The following is a 26734-nucleotide window of genomic DNA, read 5'->3' as shown; positions in this document are numbered from 1 at the left end:
CATGATTATTGCCGAAACCCGGGTTAAAGAACGGTGATTTCCACTCTAATCTCGGATTAACATTATAACCCGCTAAAAATTACACAAAAATGTCAAGCAAGTGTAGGCTGGGCTGCTAAGCCCAGCATTTGCTGAATTAACTCTTACGCCCCAAAATATCCATTCACGAAATCCATCACCGTAAGCCCAATTAACAAATACTTATCCATTGTTTTTAAGAAAATATTGGTGCTGTTACATGCTGGGCTTAGTAGCCCAGCCTACGGTTATTTAGTTTTGTCAACGAATTGCTTAACACATGCAGGGATCGCGGTCCGTAGTTACCAAGTAGCCTAGGTGCAGCACGGCGGAGCTGGGGTTCAGAATCACACAAACAATGTCAAGGCCTAACATCCACAAGCTCAATATCAGCCGATGCCAGCTGTTCTCCTAAAAATATCTCACCTACAATCTGGAAGCGCTTGATAGAATCAGTGACTAAATAGTTCATTTTGCGATGCAAGGCAGGAACATTACTCAACAAATCCTGCTTTTCGAGCAGCTGCTGCAGTGCAAGCGATGTTGCATGTGCCGAGTCGACTATCGTCACTCCTTGTGGCAATAAGCTGTGTAACAGAGGCTTAAACACTGGGAAATGGGTACATCCCAACAAAACCGTATCTTCGTGAGTAAAGCCGTCCAGATAATGCTTTAATGCTTCACGAGCCACTTGGTTGTTCACCATGCCTTCTTCTGCTAAAGCAACCAAGACACTACACGCACGCGTATTAATTTCGGCCTGCGGTAATTTTTGGATAATAAGCTGTTGGTATGCATTCGATGCAATCGTTGTTTCAGTCGCCAAAACAATAATACGTTTGTTTGTAGTTGCCGCAACCGCCGCTGCAGCCCCTGGAGCAACCACCCCAAGCACAGGTATGTCAGGTAGCATTTCTTGCAAATACGGCAATGCCGCGGTAGTTGCGGTATTACAGGCAATCACTAAAGCCTTAATCCGTCGCTCTACCAACAATTTTACCATTTGCATCGCATATTGTTTTACAGTATCCGGGCTTTTAGTCCCATAAGGCAGCCGGGCAGTATCCCCTAAATAAATAAACGATTCTTGCGGCAATCCCTCACGTAATGCACGCAAAACCGTTAGGCCGCCCATCCCTGAGTCAAATACACCAATCGCCAGTTGGTTTGAATTCAATTGATTCCCCTCTATTGTTAATCGTCACTCCCACCGCCAAGAGTAGGAGCACGAGATACCATCGGACCCTGCACTGCAATATCCTTTTTCGCTCTAGTGGCAATATCCTGTTTCCTACCTTCATCCAATGAATCTCTAAAGAGACTGGTAGCAGATTTCACACCTTTATCGATTGCATTTCTTTTATCTTTATTAACCAAAGCCTTGAACTCGTCTACTTTTGCATCAACTAATGATTTGGCTGAACCTTCAAATACCTTCTTATAAGCAGATTCCGCAGTATAACGACCAAAACTTCGTTCGTTATCCGGTCTCCAAGAACTAGTACCTCTAAATTCTATTTTATCACGCGAGAACTTAGGGTGCTCTTCACCTAGACGGCACACTGCTGTCCATAAAAATTGTAATTGCTTATCCTTCCCATGCACTCCATTTAATCTAATAGGGCTCTTACCATTCCAGTCTTTTAATAGATTTTTTGCAGCCTCCATAGCTTGTTCTGCTAAAAATTTATCCCCCCCTGTAGCTGCTTCAGCTATATTTACCCTTATAGGTCTAGAGCCATCTGTGTTAGCTGGACCAGGATGATAATCAACTGTAACGCGTGATTGGGATACTGGGGCTCCGCCAGGTGTTGTTGGATTAGGATGAGTTATGTCAATAGCAAGGACTTGACCTGCTTTGGGTATGTCTTTGACTTTAAAGATCGGCGCATCGGGATCCGCATTAACCGTACCGTGCACCACGGGTGCAGGTCCTGAAGCATTTGCTTGAATCGCTGTATCTGATGCTTTTTCCTTGCCCTTGTCAAGAACTGTGTATTTAATAGTTTCTGTCTCTACAAGAGCAGTTCCCGTACCCTTCATCATTTTGTCAATGTCTCTTAAGGCTCCGCCTATTTTGTCTTGTACCCCTTTATAAAATTCCAATTGCTCATCAATTACAGCAAGTTCTTTTTCTAATCTGTCATGCAGCTCTTTGGTTGCTTTCCTTACTGCTCCACGTTGTGGCGCAGTAGGATCTTCAGCGGGCATAGGCGTATCATCGAGACGTGCTTGCAGATCGCGTTGAGCTGTCGCTAAATGCTCTATAAGTAGATCGCATTGTCCTGACAGCGCTTTATATTCCCCTATCATTTTCCCAGCTTTATTCTTTGCGATTTCGTCATTTGCTTTACTAAATAAATTAGGGAGTATCGCAAGATCTTGATTAAGCTTATCTAAATGCCCTTTATGTTTTTCAATCTTTGGCGTAATTTTTTCTTGTTGGTCTAGATTTTCATTGATCTCTTTTATAACTTTCAGTCTTTTCTCATCAGTAGCCATAGGACCAACAAAATTAGACTTAAGTCTAAGGTCTTCTACAGCACGAAATTGCTCAGGCGTAAATTCTCTACGCAACTCCGCTTTCATTTTCTCCTCAGGAGAATTAGCAGCTGGGCTTGGAATAAGCTCATCAAGGAATCCATCAGGATCGTTGTGATATAAAAATGTCTCTACAATTTTTTTGATACCAGCCACAGAATTCATATTATAGGGTGGTGGTGCTGGTACTGTTGGCGGTACTGTTGCTGGTTGCGGTTTGGTAAGACCATGTGTCCCTTCTACTCTCGCAAAAATCTCCACAAGTTTTTTCTGTGACTCAGTTAGACCAGTGGGAGGAGGGGTAGGATCTGCAAGAGCAGCAAACAAGTGTTGGTTCGTTACCTGTCGTGCTTTAACAGCAACTGCGATTGCATTGCCACCAGCACCATTTAAAACATTACTGTTACGGTCTGTTAGGTTAAACGCTTGATGAAATACATCATCAGTCCCCTTACCAAGAACAGTAGCAATTTCTGTAATAAAGGTTTTATAATCAGCAGCAGTATTTATATCAAATGGAACAGCTGGATGTACAGCTCCTGGATTATGTCGTCTATTTAATAAAATTGCATTTATACGATCAATCTTATCTTGATCAAGATCATCAGTACGGCCTGCCAAAACTTTTGCTATTTCGGGATTACTAATTTGCCTAAGCAAAGCAAGTCGTTCATTTTCAGCAGCTAATCCAGCAACAACAAGCGGTTGTCCCTTGGCGTTTTTATTTCCCAAAAGGGAGTGAAGCCTGTCTTCAGTTTTTGCATTAATTAACACATCAACCTTTTGACGATCTACTGTTCCATCAGCTTTAAATAGCTCTTTTTGCTTTTCACTGGGTAAGTCTTTAAATACTACCTTTAATTGTGCATGTATTCCTGCGCCGCCTAGACGAGATGTTGCAACTGCGGCATCAAAATCTGCTTCGCGCTTAGTTCGCGCCTTAACATCAACCCCCTCACGAATTGCGGCTCTTAACTCAGGCAAGTCCTCCTTCTTAAGAAAATCAAAGGCATTAGGATCTCCAACCTTCGCATTCATCGCTACTTTAAAACTATCTAAATTAGCAGCGTTTTCCTGAAGCTTTTTCAACTCAACGTCACTAAGAGTTGGAATCAAATGCTTAATTGCATCCTTCGCTAAAGCAAGTTTAATCGCGGCCACATTTGTATCTGTTACAGCCTTGTCGATGATAGCATCGTCACCACGGACGTTTATAAAGTTTTTTAAGTGTGTTCTTAAATTAGTTGCATCTGCTGCCTTCAATGCACTGATTAAATGCCCATTTGGAGCTACAGTGGGTATCTTTGCTTTCAGATATTGTTCACATAATGCTTGTTGATGATCATTTGCAAATTTTTGTTTTTTGGGATCATCCACGCCCGGCATTCTGCCCTTATACAGGTTCGCGCCATCCTCTTTTAAATTTGGACTAGTTGCTAAATTATCAAAGAAATTTACAGGATCCCTCTGGCTAAGGATAGCTTGCATCCCCAAAAGATTCGCGTCTGTAACACTACTTCTAAACTCCCGTAGTTGTTTCTCAAACTCTGTTATGGCCTTGTCGTCAAGCAGGGTCTTATGGCGTGCTGTAGCTGCATCAACAACAATCCCCCTGTCGGCAAATGTCATCGCATCAACAAGCTTATCTACTGTTGTGGGCGGAGTAATCCCTCCTGCGGTAGCAAGTGCTTTCGCAGCTGCTTGAAGTTCTCTTTCATTTGTAGCCTTAACTAGATCATCAAATAATTTAGGATCAGTGAGTCCAGGTTTAGCTATTAATTGAATTAATACCTGGTTTGCTGCTTCTGTTCTAACGCGCAGCAAAGCATCTTTAGTCAGAATATCCTCATTAGCTGTATTCCATCCAGGTACCGTGTTGAGTGTAAGTCCAAGAGCATTTTGTTTTAATTCTAAGTAGTCTCTCAGTTGTTTTCCATTATCTGCATAATCCGTTGTTAAAAGACCAACTAAAGCATCAGTTGGTGCGCCAGCTAATGCAAATTTGACACGTTGCTCAGCAGCGGCTTGTTTCATTAGTCTAAAAGTATTCGTTGGGTCGGTTGCTTCTATATAGTCATCGCCACGTACCGAAGGTCTCTTATAAAGTCCTGCAAGAGTGTGATCGATTCCGCCCCAAAATGTGGCATGAGCAATCACGGCATCTTCAAAAGGGCCTTGTGTTTCATTAGCTGACAATATTGCCTCTAATGCAGCATTTCTAATAGGAACATTCCTCGGTGCAACTCGTAACGCTGTGGTATTTCTTATCGCAGTTAATAACTCTCTATTCTTAGGCATAATCAAACACTCCGCAGACCATTATGTATTTATTTTAAACTTATTTTCTTAAAATAACCTTAAATTTCATCGCTCCAGTACATCTTGCTTGAATAAAGGCGGTAAGATGGACTAACGTTATAACATTATTATAGCAAGATTAAAGGATTACGTGTGAAAATCATACTAACTGGATTATTATTTGCATTAATAAATGGAGTGCATGCTCAAGGCTGTGTTATTGGCGAAATTCCTTCGCAACCGCGGTATGTCTGTTTTGATGGCAGAACATTGCAATTGGCAGAAGATGGCCATTACCGCTGGAACGCCAAAAGAGGCTGTTTTGTCAGCGCAGTCCCCTGCTGTGCGTACAAGGCCACTCATTACGCATTTTACCCCAACCCTGCCAAAATTGGCGCCGCCTATGCCCGTTGCCGCCATGATTACCCCTTCCACTTGGGAGAAATGCAAACGCATTAGTCCCAGACCTCGGAGTAGTGTAGCCTGGGTGAAGGCGAAGCCGTAACCCGGGATTTCAATAAAAATCACGCTCCCGGGTTCCGCTACGCTGCACCCAGGCTACATGTATCGTTTGGCCTAGGTGCGGGCGAAGCCGTAACCCGGGGATTGAGATTAATAACCTTCTTTGCTTCTCATTGCACTTCCCTTTTGATATTCTGGGTATAGGAAATCCAACCTTTAAATGAATATGGTTAATTATCGACGTGATTTTACTGCGGGCGGTATGTATTTTTTTACTCTTACCTTACGCAATAGGCATTCAAACTTATTGACCTTACACATCAGAAACTTAGGCAATGCATTTAGAGCGGTGCGTAAAAAAGCCCATTTTGAAATGCATGCTTTTGTTATCCTACCAGATCACCTTCATGTGATTTGGCAATTACCTTATAACGATTTTGATTATTCTCGGCGCTGGCTTTTAATAAAAGCACATTTTACTCGTTCACTAATAAAATCTGGAATATCACTAAAACCCAATCAACGAGGTGAATATAATTTTTGGCAAAGAAGATTTTGGGAACATCGGATACGAAATGAATTAGATTATCAAAGGCATGTTGAATACATTCATTATAATCCTGTAAAACATGGGTTAGTAACGTCACCGAAGGTATGGCCTTACTCAAGTATCCATCGATTTATACGTCAGGGCATTATTGATTCCAATTGGGGAGGAACATCTCTTGAGGGAAGTTTTGGTGATGTGTAGCCTGGGTGCAGCGCAGCGGAACCCGGGTTTCGGCTTTCGCCTGCACCCAGGCTACACGGCAACAGATGCTTCCTGACTTGGCCCTGAATCGATTAGATTTGCTTCGATTTCATCGCCAGCTTCATCATCAGATTCATCGCCAGAAAAGAAGGAAAAAGAATTGGGTTCTTTAGCTTTTTTGCGTTCCATCGCTTGGTTAATCATAGTATTTATTTCCCATTGGCTTGAAGTCCAACCATATAATCCGCGCAATTGGCGAATAATCCAGTATCTACTGCGTAACTGGCGGATGTATTTCACAGGGGCTGCTTCTTCCTCAGGAGAGTCGCCATTGATATCGTCTTTTAATTGTTCTAGTTTGTCTGCAAAGCCAGGGCATCCCTCATTCACCTTGATAAAATGTTTCATGCACTCCATGGCCAAATTCTTTTGAAACTTCAAACCAAAGCGATGATCTTCACCTATATCTCGTAAAATCTCTTTGAAGGCTCCATAACTCATATTCACTTTTATTCCTTCTAAATAAGGATTTTTAAACGTGTATGCTTTAACAGATAGCAAAAGCTCCTCTTCGTATTCTTCTGTATACTGTGCTTTGTTGGCTAACAAATGCTTGGCAATTAAGAAACCATTGTTCTGTACATCCTCACTATCCACTAACCCCGCTTGCACTCGTTCCAATACGATATCTAAAGGAGTCTTGCCGACACTATTAGGTACATTAATGAATTCGGCAAACATGCCTAAGGTTTCTTCATAGCGATATTCGCCAAGCTTAATTGCAATATGTAATGGCGTGTCTTCTGGATCAAATCCATCGTCTTTTTTAGATAACTCTTGATAAGAAGCAATCGATTTCTGCATTTGTTGTCGTAGCACCTCTGTTGCCCACTGCGGCGGAATGATTTCTTGCACTAAAATACGGATTTGTTCTGCATCTAATTGCTCCAAGTAATCACGAAATTTGGCGCTCGAAAACAATGCAGCACGCAAGCGTGCAAGTCGTGCACTGGTGGCTTGATTCATTAAGGCAACTTGGGCACGCTCTGAAGCCCTATTCATATCAGCACATTCCTGTAAGGTCCGCTTAATGAGTTCTTTGGGCATTAAAATGTGCTTAAAAAAGGATTTCCATTTTGCCCTGACAAATTGTGGGTTATCACTTAACTGCGAAAAAGCATCGATCTCGTCATAACTGTGGTACTCCTTATTGTCCAAAGGATTAGACACATAACCAAATTTCGTAGGCCAATAGGCGTTAGATGAATTGGTTAAACACATCAGCGATTCCAAATCATATACGGTAATGTCAAAAGCATTGGGACCATGGAATAAATGAAAAGGCCTGCGAGTTTGAAATCCCATGATGCTGTCAACAAACATTAAATCATGATCGATTTTGAAAAATACCGCATGCGGCTTACCATTGCGTTCGACTAAATAGAAACCATAATTTCCCTTATGTAAATCATCCTCTTCTAAGGTATACGAAGTCGCAAAGATACTGGCCAATGATTCATAATCAAGAGTTATACGCCCGGCCTCTTCTTCTTCAACTAAGAGCGCGAAAAATCCTTGAGGAAGTTTATCAAGAAAATGAATCGGTATTTTGGCGGGATTATTCCTTTTTTTAGGGACGAAATCCCAGCCCTCATCAGTGTCTTTTAAAGCATAAAAATTATGATCAAGACCTTCTTTTTTGGTAATGAGATGGCAAAGATGTTCGACTGCTAAGCCAAGAACATTATTGCCCTCATCAAGCACTAAGTGATTAGAAGGCGTCAGATCAGGCAATAGAAAAAGACGCGCCAATTGGCCAAACATTACTTCAAGGCGCGATAGCTCGGAGCGACCGTATTTATTTTTTTTATAAATGACTTTGTAGGAAGGATCGATTTGATTGGGGGGAGTATATATGGCGTTGAGGTATGCCACATGCGCAGTTGACCGTGATGCGGGGCCTTTCTTGATATCTTTAATACGGAAAAAAGCAGGCATAAATGAAAATCAAATTGATGTCACACAAGCGTGTCAAATTGTGTTAAATTTTAACATGAGGCACAAAAAAATCAATTGTCATCTATAGTCAATGTCCCATCTTGAGAATCAAAGTTTCCAGCACTATTCAAACGAATTTGCAAACTCACATTATTTTTTGAGTCGGCATACTTGATCGCATTTTCCATGGAAATCGCACCACTGCGATAGAGTTTTAATAAAGCCTGATCGAATGTCTGCATCCCTTGCTCTGTGCTGCGCTCCATAGCCTCCTTAATGTCATCGATTTTGCCTTTTTCGATTAAATCAGCGACGTAAGGGGTGTTTAATAAGAGTTCCACAGCTGCCATACGTTGATTGTTGACCCCAGGAACCAGTCGCAATGAAATAATTGCACGCAGATTAAGGGACAAATCCATCAATACTTGTTTTCTTGCATCTTCCGGGAAAAAGTTAATAATCCGGTCCATCGTTTGATACGCATTGTTGGCATGCAGCGTTGAAATACATAAATGCCCTGTTTCCGCATAAGCTATAGCCTGTTTCATGGTGCTGCGTTCACGTACCTCGCCAATTAAAATCACGTCTGGCGCTTCGCGCATTGCATTGACTAAAGCATTATCATAGCTCATGGTATCAATACCTACTTCTCGTTGATCGACGATGGATTTTTTATGTTGATGAATAAATTCTATAGGGTCTTCAATGGTTAAAATATGCCCGCTTTGGTTTTCATTGCGGTAATCGATCATGGCGGCCAAAGTAGTTGATTTACCCGAGCCAGTAGCCCCTACGACAAGTACCAATCCACGCAATTCCATAACAATTGATTTTAAAATGGGAGGCAAATTTAATTGTTCCATTGAAGGAATCTTACTCTGGATATAGCGCACCACCATAGAAATATCGCCGCGTTGGCGAAACAAGTTAATCCTGAAGCGTCCAACTTGAGGAATGGAAAGCCCCATGTTCAGCTCCATAGTGGCCTCGAATTCTTTGCGCTGATCATCATTCATCAGTGACAAAACAATTTCCGCCATTTGTTGTGTTTTGAGAGGGGTCTGACCTACCGGTGAAATAATTCCTTCAACTTTAATATGAGGCGGTGCACCCACACTAAAAAACAAGTCCGAAGCACCCCGATCAACCATTAATTTAAAAAAAGGAGTTATGTCCATATATCACCTAGTCTAATTTAAAATATTGTAGCCTGGGTGAAGGCGCAGCCATAACCCGGGTTTTCCGAGGCATATCAACCTCTTAATCCCAGGTTCCGCTGCACTCAGGCTACAAACTACAACATTTTAACTAATTACTAAATCATGTACTTTTCGATGTTCCATTTCAGTCTGACACTTTGTTAAAAAAGATGCCTTGGCATTTTTTGCTGCCTCATGATGCGCTGGCATTAACTCAACTATGTCAAATAAACGAGTCAAAAATTGTCTCTGTTCATCACTAGTATATTGTTTAGTATATTCCATAGGTTTCTTTTTGGCTGCAAGAGGTTTCGCTTTTACGCTCTTCTCATCCGAACTCTTCTCATCCAACTCACTGGCTAGCTGAGGACTTAAGTCCAGCATTTCCTGAAAATAATTCGTATAATAAGGAGCCATTGCCAACCGTTCTGCCCCATCGCTCTTCCCAGTGGTTGCATGCCAACGCTCCGCTGCATCCATGAATTTCTTCATATTTCTAGGATCTAAAAACTGAGAATAACGAACCACCCCGGCTGGAAATTCTTTTCCTAAATGATTTCTTACTTCAAACCCTTTTTCTTTTAGATAGCCCAGAAATCCTGTTTCAAAATTCGCAATACCTTTCGCCTGCGGATGAGTCACCATATCCAAAGCAAGAATACGCTCATCGAGTGCTTGCGTACTGGTTGGAGATAATCCCCCACTCGTACCTTTCAAATAGCGAACGTAAATCGCATAAGTGACCGGATACTCTCCTTTTTTCGCGGCACTTTTTATCTGGTTTTCTATTTGCTTTAAAATTGCCTCTAAATGCTCTCCTGCCTTGTCATCTTTTACAGGGATAAAATAATCCACATCACGCATTTCTTTAGGAAAAGCAACTTGGGGATGAGTAATATGGTTTTCAAAATCAACGATAGGATTTGTACCACGTCCTTCAATCGATTCAGCAGCCGCAATTAACATGAACTCGGGTAATAAACTACTTAATTCTGAATTAACCAAGAAATTCAGCAAATCCGACCCCAGTCTTAACTCCATTTCTTGCACTAGAGAGGTCAGTGAGGGGGAATAAGTCGCCTTAGTGGATTGGGTTGGTTTATCTGTAGTAAAGTTCCACATACGCACTTGCCACTGGTGAATGAGCTCAGAACTTGCAGAACTTGGCATTCCCATAACACTCACATATTGATTGTTTTTTAATATGTCCCCTAGTTTGCCCTTCATTTCTTCAGTGTTATGAAATACTGCTACCGTTTCACGTAAATTAAAAGCCTGCACTGCACGTATCTTAACGCTCAGAATAACTCCTAAAAACCCGCTGTTTGCCGCACGCAAGGTTTCAAAATCAGGGTTGTCGGGAGTCAGTTCACGAATGTTCCCATCCACATCACATATTGTGATTGATTCAACCAGACCACTCACAGCCGGTTCATCACGACCTGTTCCATGCCCACCAGGGATGAATAATCCTATAAGACTCGCCCAACTCAGCATACTGAGTGTCGATGAAGATAAATTATTTTTCCGTAAAAAATCTGCGTAGTCAGCAATTTGCATTCCTGCGTTGACCTCAACCAGCTTGGCTGGGAGTTGATGAATCGGATTGTCTGGATTAATCCATGCAGGTTTTGTATTAAGTGGCCCTAACACTTTTGCTTTATGAAATTTCTTTTTAAAACGAATGATAATGTCTGTGCCTTCACTTTGAGGTGAAGCACGCCCACCGACGACTTCCGAAAAAGAGAAACTGCCAGCATATTCTTTTTCCTGAACTTGAGACCAAGGAAATAAACAGCAACCTACACTCGCCTGATCATCCCAGCCCGCACTCGCCCTTAAGGTGATTTTATTCTTTGGATTCCGATCTCCATTCAGCTTTTTTACTTCTTTCATGATTAATTGAACTTGTTGTTCATTGTCTACATCAACAACCACCGCAGCAGGATTCTTCACATTGCCCATATAGTTCGACCAACCTTGGGTGTGAGAAATTTTGTTGCGGGTTAACATATCCATAAAGTCACGTTTTAGCTTGGTGGGAAAAGTCATTATTACTCCTATTGTTGGATTCAATACGATAAAAACAATGTCTTAAACGCTTAAAATGTTACAACGGACTGCTTGGTAGCCTGGGTGAAGGTACAACCGTAACCCGAGAAATTGATAAGAAACCCGGGCTACGCTAGGCGGCACCCAGGCTAGAGACTTACATTTTATCCAAAACTTCACGCAAATATTTAACAGGTTCAATCACCATTGACGCATCGTGTTGTTGCTTGGGAGCATTAGCAAAAGGCACTATAGCCCGTTTAAATCCATGCTTTGCAGCTTCTTTTAAACGCTCCTGCCCACTTTGCACGGGTCTGATTTCACCAGCAAGGCCAACTTCACCAAAAATAATGGTTTCCCTGTCAAAAATCCGATTACGCAAACTGGACACTACCGCAGCTAACAATGCAAGATCCGAGCCAGTTTCCGTGACTTTCACCCCCCCAACGACATTGATGAAAATATCTTGATCGTAGGTGGCAATTCCTCCATGCCGATGTAAAACCGCCAATAAAATGGCTAGCCGATTGGATTCAAGCCCTACAGTCACCCGCTTGGATTGCTGCCCATGTGCTTCATCAACCAAAGCTTGTACTTCAACTAACATGGGACGGGAGCCCTCCCAAGTCACCATCACGGCACTCCCAGAAGTGGGTTCTGGCTGACGCGACAAAAAGATCGCCGAAGGATTAGCGACCTCTTTTAATCCTTTGTCAGTCATCGCAAATACACCCAATTCATTGACTGCACCAAAACGATTTTTAATGGCGCGAATTACCCTGAAACGGCTATCACTTTGGCCTTCAAAATATAAAACACTATCCACCATATGCTCTAAAACTCGTGGCCCAGCTAAAGCGCCCTCTTTCGTGACATGGCCAACCAAGAACACTGCAGTTTGCGTCAATTTAGCAAAACGAACTAATTGCGCCGCCGATTCACGCACTTGGCTTACCCCTCCTGGAGCAGAACTTATAGTCTCGGTAAAAATAGTTTGAATGGAATCGATCACTATCACTTTAGGATTTTCTTTTTGTGCTTGTGCAATAATAGATTCAACCTGTGTTTCCGCTAGAAGCCTTAACCCTGCTAAAGGTAATCCCAGTCGTTTGGCACGCATGGCGACTTGCTGTAAAGACTCTTCACCCGTGACATATAAAACAGTTTCCTGCATCGAAAGATTAGCCAAGGTTTGCAATAACAAAGTGGATTTACCAATACCTGGATCCCCACCAATAAGAACCACCGAACCATAAACCAAACCACCGCCAAGGACGCGGTTGAGCTCTGATAAACCGCAATCCATACGTACTTCTTTATCCATAACAACATCTTCTACTGCCGTGATTACAGAACGTTGATTAGCCCAAGAACCACTACGTGAACTACGATTGGCAGCAACGCCTTCTTCGGCAATCGAATTCCATGCACCACATTGTGTGCATTGTCCGGCCCATTGTTTAAAAATTGCGGCACATTGATTGCACACAAATTGGGTTTTAGTTTTCATGCTTATTCCATCAGATTCTGTTGCAATTAATATACACGATTTATCTTATTGTATCTTCATAATACGTAGCCTGGGTGCAGCGTAGCAGAACCCGGGTTACGGCTTCACCTTCACCCAGGCTACAGCCAATTCCAATAAAATTAATTCACCTACATTGAATCCTGAGAACAACTCAGTATAATCAGTACATTTTGAACAATCAGGACAAAATCTATGAGCCAGGGCATGCATTTTGAACAATCGATCACGGAGCTAGAAGAAATTGTCAGGCAACTAGAAAAAGGAGAACTTTCTTTGGAAGACTCCCTGAAACAATTTGAAAAAGGGATTAGCTTGGCCAGACGTTGTCAGGATGTGTTACAAAAGGCTGAGCAAAAAATAGAAACATTAACCTCTGCTGGACCCAGCTCGGATGAACAATTAAGTGATAAGTAACTACATAAAACGGCATGAAGAATTTCTTAGTGAACTCATCAATGAATCCTCTGTACCTGCGATAACGATACGTTCTGCAATAAATTATTCTCTATTCCCCGGTGGGAAGAGGATCCGCCCCATCCTGGTCTATTTAACCGGAAGTTTGCTTAATCTGGATCTAAAGGTTCTGGATGTTATTGCTGCAGCTATAGAATTAACGCATTGCTATTCGTTAATTCATGACGATCTGCCCGCGATGGACAATGATGATTTTCGTCGTGGCAAAGCGAGTTGCCATAAAGCCTTTGATGAAGCAACTGCGATTTTAGTTGGTGATGGCATGCAAGCTTTAGCCATTGAAGTATTATTAACCAATCTTTCACCTCTACTGCAGGCTAAGCAAGTGATTGCGATCACGCTGGAACTGGTTAAGGCCAGCGGCATCAGCGGAATGGTGAGTGGACAAAGCCTAGATTTATCTGAATTAGCCAAATCATCTACTAATGAAGAGCAGCTTAGAGAAATTCACTACCTCAAAACAGGACGGCTTATTTTAGCATGCGTTGAAATGGTTCTGAATGCCCACCCGTCAGTACCCGAAGCCTATCAAGTCGCTTTGCGCACTTATGCCAGCCATCTTGGCATAGTGTTCCAAATGCAAGATGATTATTTAGACCGCTATGCGCCCACCGAGGTTTTGGGCAAAGGACGCTCCTCTGATTTGGCCAATCAAAAAACTACGTTTGCCGCTCTATATTCTCAACATAAATTAGAAGAGGAAATCAGAAACCATTATCAAATTGCGCTTGATGCATTAAAACTATTTGATCAAAAAGCTTCTGCACTGATTGAGTTAACCAAGAAATTACAAGAGCGCACAACCACACCATAGATATGTAGCCAGGGTGTGCAGCAATTGTAGGCTGCAACGAACGTATAAAACGTATAATCAGAGCATCATTGCTGGGCTTTCAGCCCAGCCTACGTTTCAACTACACTTCACTCTTGCGTCTGACTATCTGTGAAATGGGAATCATCGTCTCTATCCCTTGTTCTGTTTTTCTTTGCTCTCCCTTCCAGGCATGCCCGTATACCACTTCATAAGTCAGCGGATATTTTCCTTTATCAGTTTGCAAAGTAGAATAATTTTGCTCGAATTGTCTCCAGGCAGTCTTTCCCGTTAGTCCCTGATTTCTTTGAGGATTAATGTTTTTTACCCCCTGAGCTTTTAAAGCCTGTAATAGCTTAGGTAGCGTCTGGTAATGTACTGCCAGCAATTCCATATCAATAACTGGCTCTAAGAAATGTTCAGACATCAAACAGTCACCTACATCATGCATGTCAGCAAATTCATTCACATGAGCGTAATGATTCACCCCAGTCCATGCGTGTTTCAACTCTTTAAATGTATCAGGGCCCAAGGTAGTAAACATCAAGCAACCATTGGCTTTCATGACTCGATTCAACTCACGAAAAACGGAGATCAAAGCCCCCCCCCAGTGAATCACTTGATTGGCGAAAATCAAATCAAACGTACCTGCAGCAAAAGGCATGTTGCGCATATCCGCAGCGACCAAAGGCCATTTTCGCCGCCAACTTTGTTTTTTTTGTGCCTGAACCAGCATAAATTGCGCCAAATCCAAACCTACAACTTGCGCTTTTGGATAAATTTTAGTCAGCTCAGAAGAAAAGAAACCTGGTCCACATCCAAGGTCAAGAATACGTTGCGGTTTCATATTCAAATACTGTAAACGCTCTAATAAGCGTACCCCAATTTCTTGTTGTACTTTGGCAGCAAATTCATATTCAGTGGCATGTCGATTAAATGCCTTGTTAATTTCGTAGATAACAGCCATTATAAAACCAGGAAAAATTAAAGGAATCCAACACTCGTGCGCCAGAAAATATGGAGTTTAACACAAAGTTTGCGTTTGTACTCAATGTGTACTTTATGCAATCAATTTCATAACAATAAAATGGCAGTTTGCGTCCATTGTATTGAATTTATGCCTCAGTTAGGCCCTGCATGCACTCATTGTGCTTATCCTTTGCCTGATAAACATCTACATATCTGTGGTCATTGTATTAAAAAAATACCTTATTTCGACCGCGCATTCATTCATTACATCTTCGAAGAGCCGTTACGTAGTCTTTTACATCAGTTTAAATATCATGATGGGCTGTATCTCAGTTCTTTTTTAAGCCATTTAATTGTTAACTCCTTGCCAAACGATAAGAATTTACCTCAATGTTTAATTCCAGTACCTATGCATCCGCAACGCATCAAATCACGTGGATTCAACCAAGCAGCAGTTCTCGTTCGTTGCTTAGCAAAAGAATTACGACTGCCTTATGACTTAACTAGTTGCCAGAAAATTCGTAATACCGAACCACAAGCAAGCCTTGATGGAGAACAAAGACAAAAAAATTTGCGTCATGCTTTCACGACTAAAAAACTTCCGTGGCGTCATGTAGCGATTATTGATGATCTCTTAACGACAGGCAGCACAACAAATGAACTGGCACTCACTTTAAAAAAATCTGGCGTGCAACAAGTGGATGTCTGGTGTTGTGCACGAGCAGTGGGGAACGTGTAAATATGTAGCTTGGGTGCAGGCGAAGCCGTAACCCGGGTCATGGGAGCTGAAGCCCTGGGTTCCGCTATGTTGTACCCAGGCTACATCAATTTAGATTCTCTGTAGATCATTCATCAATAAGTGAACCAAGAGTACACAGAACACAATAACTATCAGGCGATGTAATAAAACTTCCATGGGCACAGAGACCGGTTTACCGCGAATTTTTTCAATAACTGCATAAAGGATCGAACCACCATCCAATCCAGGAATGGGGAAAAGGTTAATCACTGCTACTGCAAGGCTCAAGCTACCGATGAAGAATAAAAAGACAGCTATTCCTTGCGTCAATGACACGACAGAGGCTGCAAAAATACCTATAGGTCCTAACAATACGGAAAAAGGGATCACGCCCATAAATAATTGCTTCAAGATCATCATAAAAAAATAAATCATATTGCTGATGAATGCATTAGTTTGATGTATCGCATCTAAAAGTGATACGGCGCGTAGTTTGTTCTTAGCTGCAGCTAAATTGGGTTGAATACCCAGCTGAGTTAATAAGGATTTTTTCACTTTATGAAAATGTTCATGACTTAAATCAAGCATGATTATTGATTCTTTGCCATCAGCGCGGGTCAGGGTAACAGGAATGTCTTTTTTCCCCCAAAGGATAACTAAACGCATCCCTACATCATTCCATGTTGGGGTAGCAGCACCATCAATGGAGATGAATTTATCTCCCGGCTGCATTCCTGCTTGGGCTGCAGCACTATTTGGAAGGACTTCTTTAATTTCCGGCAAAGTGTACGTTAGACCAATGCTGTACACTAAAATAAATAGAAACCAGGCAACAATTAAATTAGCAGCAGCCCCAGCCAATAAGATGAGAATACGCTGCCAAATCGGTTTTTTATCAAAACATCCTGAATAATGTGCGGGTTCTACGGGGCTAATACGTGTATTTTCCAGTTGAACATACCCTCCTAAAGGAAAAAATGCCCACACCCATTCACAACCGCCGCGGCTTTGCCAGCGCAATAAGGGTTTACCAAAACCTATGGATATCTTTTTAATTTTTACTGAAAAAATGCGTGCTACTAATGCATGCCCCCCTTCATGAATACCTACTACCAAAATTAGTGTCAGTATTATGGCGATAATTGCCAAAAACATAAGTTACTCCTTCACCGAGGGCGTGTGTTATCTACGATCAATTGTAATACTGGTGTTCCTTTTCTACCACCTAATTCATAACCTTTACGATATACCTCAAAAATTCGATACGCTTGATTCGATTCGCTATCCACTAATTCAACATCATCGCCTTGTTCATCAATTAAGGTCACCGTTAAATGAATTTCGCGAAATCCAGCGATATGATATCGTTCTCTAAATAATTCTAATACACGCGCCAAACTTTGTGCTGCTTCTTCGCCACTGTGCTCACCCTGTAGGATTATGTCCATGATCGACTCCCCATAGCTTGGGATTTTGTATAAAACCCTCTACTCTTGTTAGCGACCAAATAAAAATGTACTTTAATTTTACAGATGATTTTTTTGTTGCGTGCAGCCAACTTGCCGAATTAAATGTTGGGCTTTGGCCCAAGCTACGTCAATTCAGCAGAAGTAGTTGGATGAAGCCCGACTACAAAACGTTCTACTTGAGTCAGAATAAATAAATAAAACAGTCTACACTACAAATTTAATGACTAATCGTTTACAATCCCACGATTAACTTAACAATTCATATTCAAATAATTCATATTCTATGGTGTTTGTTGCTTGCGGACTAAATCATAAAACTGCTCCAATAAACGTGCGTGAAAAAGTCGCTTTATCTCCTGCTACCCAGGATTCCGTGCTTCATCACTTGTTGTCTCTTCCTGAAGTAAGTGAAGCAGCTATTTTATCTACCTGTAATCGCACAGAAATTTATTGTGATACTCAAGATCCACAGGTCATTAAGCACTGGCTTGCCAAAGAACACCAGTTATCCTCAGACTCATTGTCCCCATTTATTTACATGCATAAAGGACATCAGGCAGTCAAACATCTGTTACGTGTTGCCAGTGGTTTGGATTCTATGATGATTGGCGAACCGCAAATCCTTGGACAAATGAAACAAACATACCAACATGCTTGCAATCTTGGTGCAATACAGACGGAGTTACGCCCTATTTTTGAATATGTGTTTAGTGCGTCAAAGCGTGTACGCACTCAAAGTGGTATTGGGACAAATCCCGTTTCAGTTGCCTATGCAGCAACACAATTAATCGGGCAACTGTTTACAAATTATAAATTGCTCAATGTTTTTTTAATTGGCTCAGGGGAAACTGCGTCATTAGTTGCCAAATACTTACGCCAACAAGGTGTTGAGCGTTTTATGATAGCAAGTAGAACATTGGAAAATGCAGAGAAACTTGCCAGCTCGTTTAATGGAAAAACTATTCCGCTCACCAACATTGCTGAATACCTGCCACAAGCAGACGTTATTGTTTCTGCAACAAACTGCCCAATCCACTTCATTAATAAAGACTTGGTTGAACAGGCATTAAAGCAAAGAGAGCATGCGCCTATGTTCTTTTTGGATTTATCAGTTCCCAGAGATGTTGAAGACGACATCAAAGAATTAGAACAAGTACACCTTTATAATATCGATGATTTACAAACCATGATCGATAAAGGAATGGAAGAACGACGTCATGCTGCATTACATGCAGAGCGATTAGTCGATGAAGAGTTAAGTAAGTACATCCGTAAGCATCGTTCGCTTAAGGCCAAAAAAGTCATCTGTGATTACCGCAGTCAAATGCAAGACTTGGCACAAAAAGAGCTGCAACGCGCCTTAAAAAAACTTTCCGCCGGGCAATGTCAGCACGTCGTTTTAAATGAGTTTAGTGAACGTCTGGTTAACAAACTCACTCATAATCCTACTGCAGGCTTACGACAAATCGCTAAAGATGGTCGCGAAGATTTGTTTACTTTAGCCCAATATCTTTTTAATACAACAACACATCAATCATCCTATGAAGAAATCTCTTGAACTCAAACTGCAGCAAATGCTGGAGCGATATCAGGAAGTGGGTCGCTTATTATCGGAAGCTTCCGTAATTGCCGATCAGAATCAATTTAAAACGCTTTCTAAAGAATACGCACAACTCGAACCTGTCGCGACGTGTTATGAAACATACCTTGAAGCCCAAAATAATTTATCCTCACTGCACGAATTGCTTGAAAGTGATGATAAAGAATTAGCATCAATGGCGTCAGAAGAATTAGAAGGCGCCCAAAAGCAAGTGGAAGAACTTGACGAACAGCTCCAATGGCATTTGATTCCCAAAGATCCAGATGATGAACGTAACGTTTATCTCGAAATTAGGGCAGGAACCGGCGGTGATGAAGCCGCAATTTTTGCTGGGGATCTGTATCGTATGTACAGTCGATATGCAGAAGATCAGAGTTGGCAACAAGAGTTAATCAGCGCCAATCATGGTGAACATGGTGGCTATAAAGAAATTATCGTGCGTATTAGCGGACACTCAGTTTATTCACAACTCAAATTTGAATCCGGCGCACATAGAGTGCAACGTGTCCCTGAGACTGAATCACAAGGGCGTGTTCATACCTCTGCATGTACTGTTGCGATTATGCCAGAGGTTGATGAAATTGATGACATCCAAATTAATCCTGATGATTTACGCGTTGACACCTACCGCTCTTCAGGTGCCGGAGGCCAGCATGTCAATAAAACCGATTCGGCGATACGCATCACCCATATCCCTACTGGCGTCGTAGTGGAATGCCAGGATGAACGCTCTCAGCACAAAAACCGTGCCAAGGCAATGTCATTGCTTAAAACCCGCTTACTGGACGCCGAACAAAGCAAGCAGAAAAAAGAACAAGCGCAAACTCGTAAATCACTGGTGGGTACTGGCGATCGTTCCGAACGCATTCGGACCTATAACTACCCACAGGGTCGACTGACTGATCACCGGATTAATTTGACGATCTATCAACTCGGTGATGTGATGGAAGGTAATTTAACCTTGGTTATCGAACCATTAAAACGTGAGTATCATGCTGAATTGCTCGCAGAGCTGGGGCGCAATGACTAGTATTCGTACAGCTCTGGGAAAAACTCCAGATCTGGAAACAGAGATTTTACTTTGCCATGTCCTCAACAAAACCAGGGCCTATCTCTTTGCACATCCGGAGCAACTATTAACGCCATCACAGTGGGAGAGCTTTCAAAACTTAATGGCTCAAAGAGCTCAAGGTACTCCCATTGCCTATCTCATCGGAGAACGTGAATTCTGGTCGCTTAATTTAAAAGTCAACCAGCATACATTAATTCCACGGCATGAAACCGAGCGATTGGTTGAGCTGGCCCTAGAGCTTATTCCCAATCAACCGGATACCTATGTTCTTGAATTAGGTACAGGCAGCGGAGCAATTGCTTTGGCACTTGCGAAAGAAAGACCCCATTGGCACATTGTTGCTGGGGATATCAGTGAAGAAGCCTTAAATGTTGCAAAAGAAAATGCGCAAACCCATAAAATACAGAATGTAAACTTTTATCTATCCAACTGGTTTAATAATATTCCGCACCGACAATATCATGCGCTGGTTACTAATCCTCCTTATATTGCAGAACACGATCCACACTTACAACAAGGTGATCTACGTTTTGAACCACGAAATGCTTTAGTGAGTAGTCAAGAAGGCTTAGGTGATCTACAATGTATTATTAAACAAGGCCATGAGTATCTTTTGCCTGGTGGCTTGATCTTACTAGAACATGGGTATGATCAAAAATTAAAAGTACAAGCTATACTTAATGAATTACGGTATAAAAACGTAATGTGTTGGCAAGACATTCAGGGAAATGACAGAGTAAGTGGGGGTTGGCGATAATTTTATTGATGATACAATAGTTTTTTGGTATACCTAACCGCTTTCTGTAAACCTAGGTGGTACGAGTTGGGTACGGAGGCTAAAATGACCGAACAATTAATTGAAAAAAACAATGAGAGACAACACAACGTGAAAAACGACGCAATAGGTAGTATGGGTATCACCCCCTACAAGGAAACCCCAGGTGAAGAATATATGAATGAAAAGCAGTTAGCACATATTGAAAAAATATTGCTGGCTTGGCGTCAATCATTGATGGAAGAAGTTGACCGAACGGTTACGCACATGAAGGATGAAGCAGCTAATTTCCCTGATCCTTCAGACAGAGCAAGCCAAGAGGAAGAATTCAGTATCGAATTGCGTACTCGTGATCGTGAACGTAAACTGATTAAGAAAATTGAAGATGCGTTAGAACGTTTGCGAAATGAAGATTTTGGTTATTGTGAAGCATGCGGTATTGAAATCGGCCTCAAACGTTTGGAAGCACGACCTACTGCCACTTTATGTATCGATTGTAAAACGTTGTCTGAGATTAAAGAAAAACAAAATCAAGGCTCCTAAATCCCAATTTACCTCTTCCGCTCGTCGGAAGAGGTCTTTTCTAAATCCTCTCTTATTTTCAAACATAGCCTGGGTGCAGCAAAGCGGAACCCGGGTTAAAAAATCTATTCATATCATCAGAAGAAAACCTGGGTTCCGCTTTGCTGCACCCAGGCCACACTTAACTACAACTCATGGATATACTTTTTAAATCACACCTTCAATTTGCTGTAAATGACGAATGACTGAGCCCTTATTTTTTTCGAAAACCTCAGTTGCATTCTTAATCATTTGCTGGCGAAATGCTGGATCGGTATGTAGCTTAATAATTCCATCAACCACTTCATTTGCATGCTGTACTAATAAAATACCCTGGGCTGTCTGTAAATCATTACAAATGGCTTTAAAATTATGGACCTGGCTGCCGCTTAATACCGGTACATGCATCGCAATAGGCTCTAATACATTATGTCCACCAACAGGAACCAAGCTACCACCTACGAAAGCATAATCGCTGATTTGATATAACCCTAAAAGCTCTCCCAAACTGTCTAATACCACAATTTCATTTTCTGAACTTAAGGTATTTGCATCAGAGCGCAAGCCAGTCTTAAAACCTGATTGAATGCATAATTGAAATACGCTTTGAAAACGTTCTGGATGACGTGGCGCTATTAATAAAATCACACCTGGAATTGCTTGTTGCAAGCGTTTTAAGTGGGATAAAATCTGTGCTTCTTCGTTTTCATGAGTACTTGCTGCAATCACCGCAACTCGTTCTGTGCCCCAATGACTCTTTAAATCACTAAAACGTTTGCTGTCGATTGTATTGGTTTGCAAATCAAATTTCATATTTCCCAAAACATGTACAATCTCTTTTCTTGCGCCTAATGTAATATAACGTCGCGCATCCTCGTCTCCTTGCGCCAAAATTGCAGAGAATTGATTGAGAATCGGTTTAATTAGAAACTTAATTTTTTTATAGCCATTCAATGAATCATCGGATATCCGTGCATTGGCCAGCAGTAATGGGACTTTTGCTGCTCGTGCCTGATAAATTAAATTCGGCCATAGCTCAGTCTCCATAATCACCCCAACCCGTGGCTGAATTTTTTTAAAAAAGCGCTTAAGTATCCCGGGAAGATCATAAGGGAGATATTGATGAGTGACCTTGTTACCAAAACGTGCCTGTACTCGCTCAGAACCAGTTGGTGTCATGGTGGTCACCAATAAAGACCAGTTTTTTTCCAACATGGCATCAATCAATGGGATAGCAGCAATAACCTCTCCCAAAGATACAGCGTGAATCCAAACGTCAACCGGTTTATACTCATGTTTACTAAGAAAAAAACGTTCTGATATACGTTCCCTGTAAGCAGGTAAGCTTCTCCCTTTCCACCATAAGCGAACGAGAATAAAAGGAGTAAGCAAATACATCAAAAAAGAGTAAAAAAATCGCATATAAAACCAAACCCAAAAGGCGACAGTATATACTTAAAATGTGGTATAAAGCGATAAAATCAGTTAATGGACTTATTTAAGGAATCATTTTAATGTCTCTGCGAGACTTCTTTATCATATCAACTTGGTGGGGAAAGATTATTGGCGCCTGCTGTGGCTATTTAATCAGCGGACCGACAGGGGCAATATTCGGTCTCTTGGTAGGTAATTTTTTTGATCGTGGTTTATCCCACTATTTTTCTAATCCCCATTGGTTGTATTACGCCGAAAAACGTAAGATAACCCAAAAAACCTTTTTCGAGGCCACCTTTTCCATCATGGGGCATTTAGCCAAAGCAGATGGACGCGTTACTGAGAAAGAGCTGGAGATGGCACGTTTATTCATGAACGAAATGCGCTTGAATAGCGAACAGAAAACACTGGCAAAACATTTGTTTAATGAAGGGAAACAATCCCAATTCAATCTAGATGCAATGCTTGAACAATTAAAAATAGCCTGCAAGGATAACCGAGATTTATTAAGGTTATTTATCGACATTCAATATCGAGCTGCGCAAGCAGATGGACTTGATACAAAAAAAATTCAAATGCTGGATAAGATTTTTTCCAAACTTGGATTTGCACCGCTGCACAATCAATTTCGCTTTTATGAGGATTTTGGAACGAGTTATTCGGAACCACAAGATGATGCCACGCAGCAATCACAACAGTCCTATTCGTCATCACATTCGTATTCGTCCTACAGTCGACACAACTATCAACCGACTAAAACAAATATAGATTATGCTTATGCTCTTTTGGAAGTACCGTTGAGTGCCAGCAAACAAGACGTAAAAAAAGCATATCGTCGTCTATTAAGCCGCAATCATCCCGACAAATTAATTGCACAAGGTTTACCGCAAGAAATGATTAAAATAGCAAATGAAAAAACTCAGAAAATTGTGAAAGCTTATGAATTAATTTGCTCAAGTAAGGGATGGTAACCACTGCCCTTTTTTAAATAAGTGACACATTGTGAATGCACATCATTGAAGATTTTCAATTAACTGCTCATCGATATGGAACAAATTGCCTGGCAGCAGATAATGCTGATAAATATATTTTAAAAAACTCAATCGAAGCGCATCGTTGTATTGCCAGGTATCAATGTCCGTTATACAAGAAATAAGAGATTGAATTGTTACAATGCAAGATTTTTATCTAAATAGTTTGTTATAAATAAATACTCAATTTTAATCGATCACAAGCGGCTGCTCAAAATATCCGTTCCAATCAGACTCTTCATTTTTTGCAACTTGCTCCTGGAAAAAAGCTGAGATTGGCGCAAGATAGGAGTACATAACTGGTGGAGGTTTAGGTTGAAACTCCGGAAGCTTTACCATCCAACCATGAATAAATGAAAAAAGTAGTTGTCGTGAATATTCATAATCATGGTGAGCACCAGGTATCTCTATAGCCAAATAATTATCTTTATTCGCGCCAAATTCCTTTTTTCTGGCTGCCATGTCTTGTTTAATCACATCATAATCAAACTGACCGGCGATATCAAAAATGGGCATTTTCAACTCGGGCTTCTTATCTGTAGACGCAGGAATATTGTATGCAGATAACAGAATCAAGCCTTCGATTTCGGGTACAGGAGGCTTGCCTAAGTAATCAAACGTTTGTTTTAATTGCTCTCCATAATGCAAAAGCACAACACGTACATTTTTTTGTTTTCGTAGCGTATTAATCACTTCAGGGAATTGTTTGATCCAAGGTACAGTCACACCGCTGTCGTTATTAAGTAAGACAACCTGCCAACCATTTTGGGCCAACTGCTCAGCCAAATCATTTAACAAGGCAGTAGATTGTGCTTGCACACCACCATTAACTAGGAGTACAGCCCCATATTTTTCTTTTTTTGCAGGCCAATAGGGTAAATCAATGTTCTTACCATCAACCTTGATTTCGAGTTTATCGGCATAAGCAACTGAAAATAACAAAAACAATATCAAAACTATCCTTGTAATGTATTTCATATCATCCTAATAAGTTGATTCTGAGTAATTAAAGTAAGCTGTAGGCTGGGTGCAGCGTAACCCAGGAGTAATGCAGTTGCACCAATCCCAGGTTACGGCTTACGCCTGCACCCAGGCTACATTGATAGATACTGCGTCATTAATCTAAAAGCTCAATACCCGCTTGATCCAACATTTCTCTGGCTCTGTCCCCAAGAATCTTATGAGCCAATGCAGTGGGATGTACTAAATCAAAAAACAAATAACCAGTACATCCATCCTGAGTTGTATTAGGTTTGACTGATGCCACCATTTTTAAAACGGATGTTTTAGTAATGTCTTCAACTACTGAATTAACACAAGTACTAGTTAAATTGGTAAAGCCATAATCTTGTGGATGAGACAACACTTCTTCAAAAGCTTGATGCAAATCATAATGTAGCCATTCTACATCAGGATACTTTTGTTTTAATTCATCAACCGCTTTACTCAATAAGTTATTATGTTCTTTAGCAAAATAAGTCATTTCATTGATAGAACCAAATTCAATTGCTGCAGGAGTTCGACCTAAATCCGGCAAATTAACCACCAAAATATGCTTCGCGCCTTTTTCTACTAAACGCTCCATACTGTGAATAATTCCTAGCTGCACATCGTGCAATGTTTTTTCAACTTCTGAAGGAAATGCAAGATAATTATTCGAGCCTATCCATATAACAAAAAGACTGTCTGCACTTGCTTTATCATGATGCTCTAATAAATAACTGTTCACTTCTCTTCTTAAAGTAAACAATACATCGTCTGCTCCATCTTCCTCAGATACACCTGCACCACCATAAGCATAATCTAATAAATGAGCTGCCGGATCATTAGGAAAATAAGAAGCGATGACATGTTCAATCCAAACAGGTCCATTAGAAAAACGCCCCTCATGGTAAGGAGGAGATGGTGGTAATTGATATTTCATAAACTTATACAAATTACCGTTATCAGACAAACTATCTCCAAATACAACTATATTATGAAGAGGTGTAGCCCAAACAATCCCAGAGAATAAAAAAGCCCCTATAGTTGCTAACAGTTTCATGAATACCCTTAAGTTCTAATCCTAAAAAAAGCAGCGACATTTTTTATTAAAAAATGGCTACCGCACTGAATTTTGAAGAGTTTATCTGGTTATTTTAAAAACAAAAGCCTTCCGCATTATAGTATGAAAGATCCTTTATAAGCAATTTTTTTACGCAAGCTTGTTTTTCATATTTTTTTTATATTTATCAATGAGTTAAATATATGTAAACTCGCTTTTAAAACAACGCCATAATGCAAATATGCCTATTTCATGGACAAAAAAGTGGCTTTGAGGTTATCCGATTGCACCCCCAAGCAAAAGATATTTATATTAATATTTTTTGCCAGGGAGGCGCAAATAATGACTTTTGAACAAAATTTTATCCTTAAATGTCTTAATTTTATGGAGCAAATCCTTTCGGATGAGGAAGAATTAAATGCAGCGATTCGTCATTTTGCCAAAAATCAAGTAAATAACCCGCGCTATCAACTGAACTCGAAAATTACTGATGCATCACAATGGAATGAACATGACAAGCTATGCATCAGCGCCTCTTTTTTTGAAGCAATTGCGCGCACCTCTTTATCTTTTTACGCAGAAAATGAAGAGCGAGCACATGAAATCAGTAAAGCTACTGCAGTATTTCAGGAACAGTATTTACCAGTCATGACCGAAAAAACCAATCCCAATCACCGGATTGATTCAGTAAAGGAAACGATTATACGCATGAAAACAGAGCTGAAAAATAAAATAGACGCTGAAAATCCATACGCCTTTTTTACCCCTGTCACCGCAGGTTTGGTTGTGATGGCTGCCGTTGCAACAACAGCAGCATTGTTTGCTTACAAAGCATAGAAACTTGGAGCCGGGATTCGTGTAGAAATAACCGTAGGCTGGACTGTTAAGCCCAGCATGTAATGTGC

Annotated in this window: 23 protein-coding genes; 11 read left to right on the top strand and 12 right to left on the bottom strand. The window is 41.0% G+C overall.

The genetic code is table 11. The annotated features are described in order from the left end of the window. Positions 1 to 379 precede the first annotated feature (379 nt). Both murI and Lste_RS15280 read right to left on the bottom strand, forming a co-directional pair. Positions 380 to 1195 (bottom strand): glutamate racemase, encoded by an 816-nt coding sequence (murI, locus tag Lste_RS15285; RefSeq protein ID WP_058511864.1) that lies wholly within the window; start codon positions 1193 to 1195, stop codon positions 380 to 382. 17 nt (positions 1196 to 1212) lie between these two features. Then, complete coding sequence (locus tag Lste_RS15280; RefSeq protein ID WP_058511863.1) at positions 1213 to 4857, bottom strand: hypothetical protein; 3645 nt, start codon at positions 4855 to 4857, stop codon at positions 1213 to 1215. Positions 4858 to 5010: 153 nt separating this feature from the next. On the opposite strand from Lste_RS15280, the gene Lste_RS15275 reads away from it, so the two are divergent. Both Lste_RS15275 and Lste_RS15270 read left to right on the top strand, forming a co-directional pair. After that, positions 5011 to 5316 carry a hypothetical protein gene (locus tag Lste_RS15275; protein ID WP_083503996.1) on the top strand — a complete coding sequence of 102 codons (306 nt, stop codon included), beginning with the start codon at positions 5011 to 5013 and terminating at the stop codon, positions 5314 to 5316. Positions 5317 to 5539: 223 nt separating this feature from the next. Continuing rightward, the gene (locus Lste_RS15270) at positions 5540 to 6070 is read left to right on the top strand and encodes an REP-associated tyrosine transposase (RefSeq protein ID WP_337589291.1); all 531 of its coding nucleotides are present in this window, start codon (positions 5540 to 5542) and stop codon (positions 6068 to 6070) included. A gap of 51 nt (positions 6071 to 6121) precedes the next feature. On the opposite strand, the gene ankK is transcribed toward Lste_RS15270, so the two are convergent. From ankK to radA, 4 genes are all read right to left on the bottom strand, one after another. Continuing rightward, the gene (gene ankK, locus Lste_RS15265) at positions 6122 to 8068 is read right to left on the bottom strand and encodes a Dot/Icm T4SS effector AnkK/LegA5 (RefSeq protein WP_058511861.1); all 1947 of its coding nucleotides are present in this window, start codon (positions 8066 to 8068) and stop codon (positions 6122 to 6124) included. 71 nt (positions 8069 to 8139) lie between these two features. After that, on the bottom strand, positions 8140 to 9246 hold the full coding sequence (locus tag Lste_RS15260; protein ID WP_058511860.1) for a PilT/PilU family type 4a pilus ATPase: 1107 nt from the start codon (positions 9244 to 9246) through the stop codon (positions 8140 to 8142). A 126-nt stretch (positions 9247 to 9372) separates the two neighbouring features. Beyond that, the gene (locus Lste_RS15255) at positions 9373 to 11319 is read right to left on the bottom strand and encodes an FAD-binding oxidoreductase (protein ID WP_058511859.1); all 1947 of its coding nucleotides are present in this window, start codon (positions 11317 to 11319) and stop codon (positions 9373 to 9375) included. A 157-nt stretch (positions 11320 to 11476) separates the two neighbouring features. After that, complete coding sequence (gene radA / locus Lste_RS15250) at positions 11477 to 12829, bottom strand: DNA repair protein RadA (RefSeq protein WP_058511858.1); 1353 nt, start codon at positions 12827 to 12829, stop codon at positions 11477 to 11479. A gap of 213 nt (positions 12830 to 13042) precedes the next feature. Between radA and Lste_RS15245 the strand changes: the two genes are divergently transcribed. Together Lste_RS15245 and Lste_RS15240 are read left to right on the top strand one after the other, a co-directional pair. Next, entirely contained in the window at positions 13043 to 13264 is a 222-nt protein-coding gene (locus Lste_RS15245; protein ID WP_058511857.1) for an exodeoxyribonuclease VII small subunit, read from the top strand. Beyond that, on the top strand, positions 13254 to 14138 hold the full coding sequence (locus tag Lste_RS15240; protein ID WP_058511856.1) for a polyprenyl synthetase family protein: 885 nt from the start codon (positions 13254 to 13256) through the stop codon (positions 14136 to 14138). Before Lste_RS15245 ends, Lste_RS15240 begins: the two co-directional genes overlap by 11 nt. A gap of 100 nt (positions 14139 to 14238) precedes the next feature. On the opposite strand, the gene bioC is transcribed toward Lste_RS15240, so the two are convergent. Continuing rightward, the gene (gene bioC, locus Lste_RS15235) at positions 14239 to 15102 is read right to left on the bottom strand and encodes a malonyl-ACP O-methyltransferase BioC (protein ID WP_058511855.1); all 864 of its coding nucleotides are present in this window, start codon (positions 15100 to 15102) and stop codon (positions 14239 to 14241) included. 36 nt (positions 15103 to 15138) lie between these two features. Here bioC and Lste_RS15230 point away from each other — a divergent pair, with 36 nt between their 5' ends. After that, entirely contained in the window at positions 15139 to 15843 is a 705-nt protein-coding gene (locus Lste_RS15230) for a ComF family protein (RefSeq protein WP_420324193.1), read from the top strand. Between the two features lie 90 nt (positions 15844 to 15933). Here the strand turns inward: Lste_RS15230 and Lste_RS15225 are convergent, their stop codons facing one another. Together Lste_RS15225 and Lste_RS15220 are read right to left on the bottom strand one after the other, a co-directional pair. Beyond that, positions 15934 to 16998, bottom strand: a complete 1065-nt coding sequence (locus tag Lste_RS15225) for a M50 family metallopeptidase (RefSeq protein ID WP_058511854.1) — start codon at positions 16996 to 16998, stop codon at positions 15934 to 15936. An 11-nt stretch (positions 16999 to 17009) separates the two neighbouring features. After that, a complete protein-coding gene (locus Lste_RS15220; protein WP_058511853.1) occupies positions 17010 to 17291 on the bottom strand; it encodes a hypothetical protein in 282 nt (93 codons plus the stop codon). Between the two features lie 304 nt (positions 17292 to 17595). Here Lste_RS15220 and hemA point away from each other — a divergent pair, with 304 nt between their 5' ends. The 4 genes from hemA (at position 17596) to dksA (ending at position 21302) form a co-directional block, all read left to right on the top strand. Beyond that, positions 17596 to 18870 carry a glutamyl-tRNA reductase gene (hemA, locus tag Lste_RS15215; RefSeq protein ID WP_058511852.1) on the top strand — a complete coding sequence of 425 codons (1275 nt, stop codon included), beginning with the start codon at positions 17596 to 17598 and terminating at the stop codon, positions 18868 to 18870. After that, entirely contained in the window at positions 18854 to 19942 is a 1089-nt protein-coding gene (gene prfA / locus Lste_RS15210) for a peptide chain release factor 1 (protein ID WP_058511851.1), read from the top strand. Before hemA ends, prfA begins: the two co-directional genes overlap by 17 nt. Next, positions 19935 to 20741: a peptide chain release factor N(5)-glutamine methyltransferase gene (prmC, locus tag Lste_RS15205; protein WP_058511850.1), complete on the top strand. Its 807-nt coding sequence runs from the start codon at positions 19935 to 19937 to the stop codon at positions 20739 to 20741. The genes prfA and prmC overlap by 8 nt, the downstream gene beginning before the upstream one ends. 84 nt (positions 20742 to 20825) lie before the next feature. Continuing rightward, positions 20826 to 21302: an RNA polymerase-binding protein DksA gene (gene dksA / locus Lste_RS15200; protein WP_058511849.1), complete on the top strand. Its 477-nt coding sequence runs from the start codon at positions 20826 to 20828 to the stop codon at positions 21300 to 21302. Positions 21303 to 21488: 186 nt separating this feature from the next. Here the strand turns inward: dksA and waaA are convergent, their stop codons facing one another. Then, positions 21489 to 22742: a lipid IV(A) 3-deoxy-D-manno-octulosonic acid transferase gene (waaA, locus tag Lste_RS15195; RefSeq protein ID WP_058511848.1), complete on the bottom strand. Its 1254-nt coding sequence runs from the start codon at positions 22740 to 22742 to the stop codon at positions 21489 to 21491. Positions 22743 to 22834: 92 nt separating this feature from the next. Here waaA and djlA point away from each other — a divergent pair, with 92 nt between their 5' ends. Beyond that, on the top strand, positions 22835 to 23725 hold the full coding sequence (gene djlA / locus Lste_RS15190) for a co-chaperone DjlA (RefSeq protein WP_058511847.1): 891 nt from the start codon (positions 22835 to 22837) through the stop codon (positions 23723 to 23725). A 249-nt stretch (positions 23726 to 23974) separates the two neighbouring features. Here the strand turns inward: djlA and Lste_RS15185 are convergent, their stop codons facing one another. Together Lste_RS15185 and plaA are read right to left on the bottom strand one after the other, a co-directional pair. Continuing rightward, complete coding sequence (locus Lste_RS15185; RefSeq protein WP_058511846.1) at positions 23975 to 24763, bottom strand: alpha/beta fold hydrolase; 789 nt, start codon at positions 24761 to 24763, stop codon at positions 23975 to 23977. Positions 24764 to 24902: 139 nt separating this feature from the next. Then, entirely contained in the window at positions 24903 to 25829 is a 927-nt protein-coding gene (plaA, locus tag Lste_RS15180; protein ID WP_058511845.1) for a GDSL family lysophospholipase PlaA, read from the bottom strand. 342 nt (positions 25830 to 26171) lie between these two features. Between plaA and Lste_RS15175 the strand changes: the two genes are divergently transcribed. After that, entirely contained in the window at positions 26172 to 26666 is a 495-nt protein-coding gene (locus tag Lste_RS15175; RefSeq protein ID WP_058511844.1) for a hypothetical protein, read from the top strand. Positions 26667 to 26734 lie beyond the last annotated feature (68 nt).

The sequence above is a fragment of the Legionella steelei genome (assembly GCF_001468005.1).
Taxonomy (GTDB): Bacteria; Pseudomonadota; Gammaproteobacteria; order Legionellales; family Legionellaceae; genus Legionella; species Legionella steelei.
Note: the sequence above shows the minus strand (reverse complement) of the source record. Positions and strands in the feature narration are given on the sequence as shown.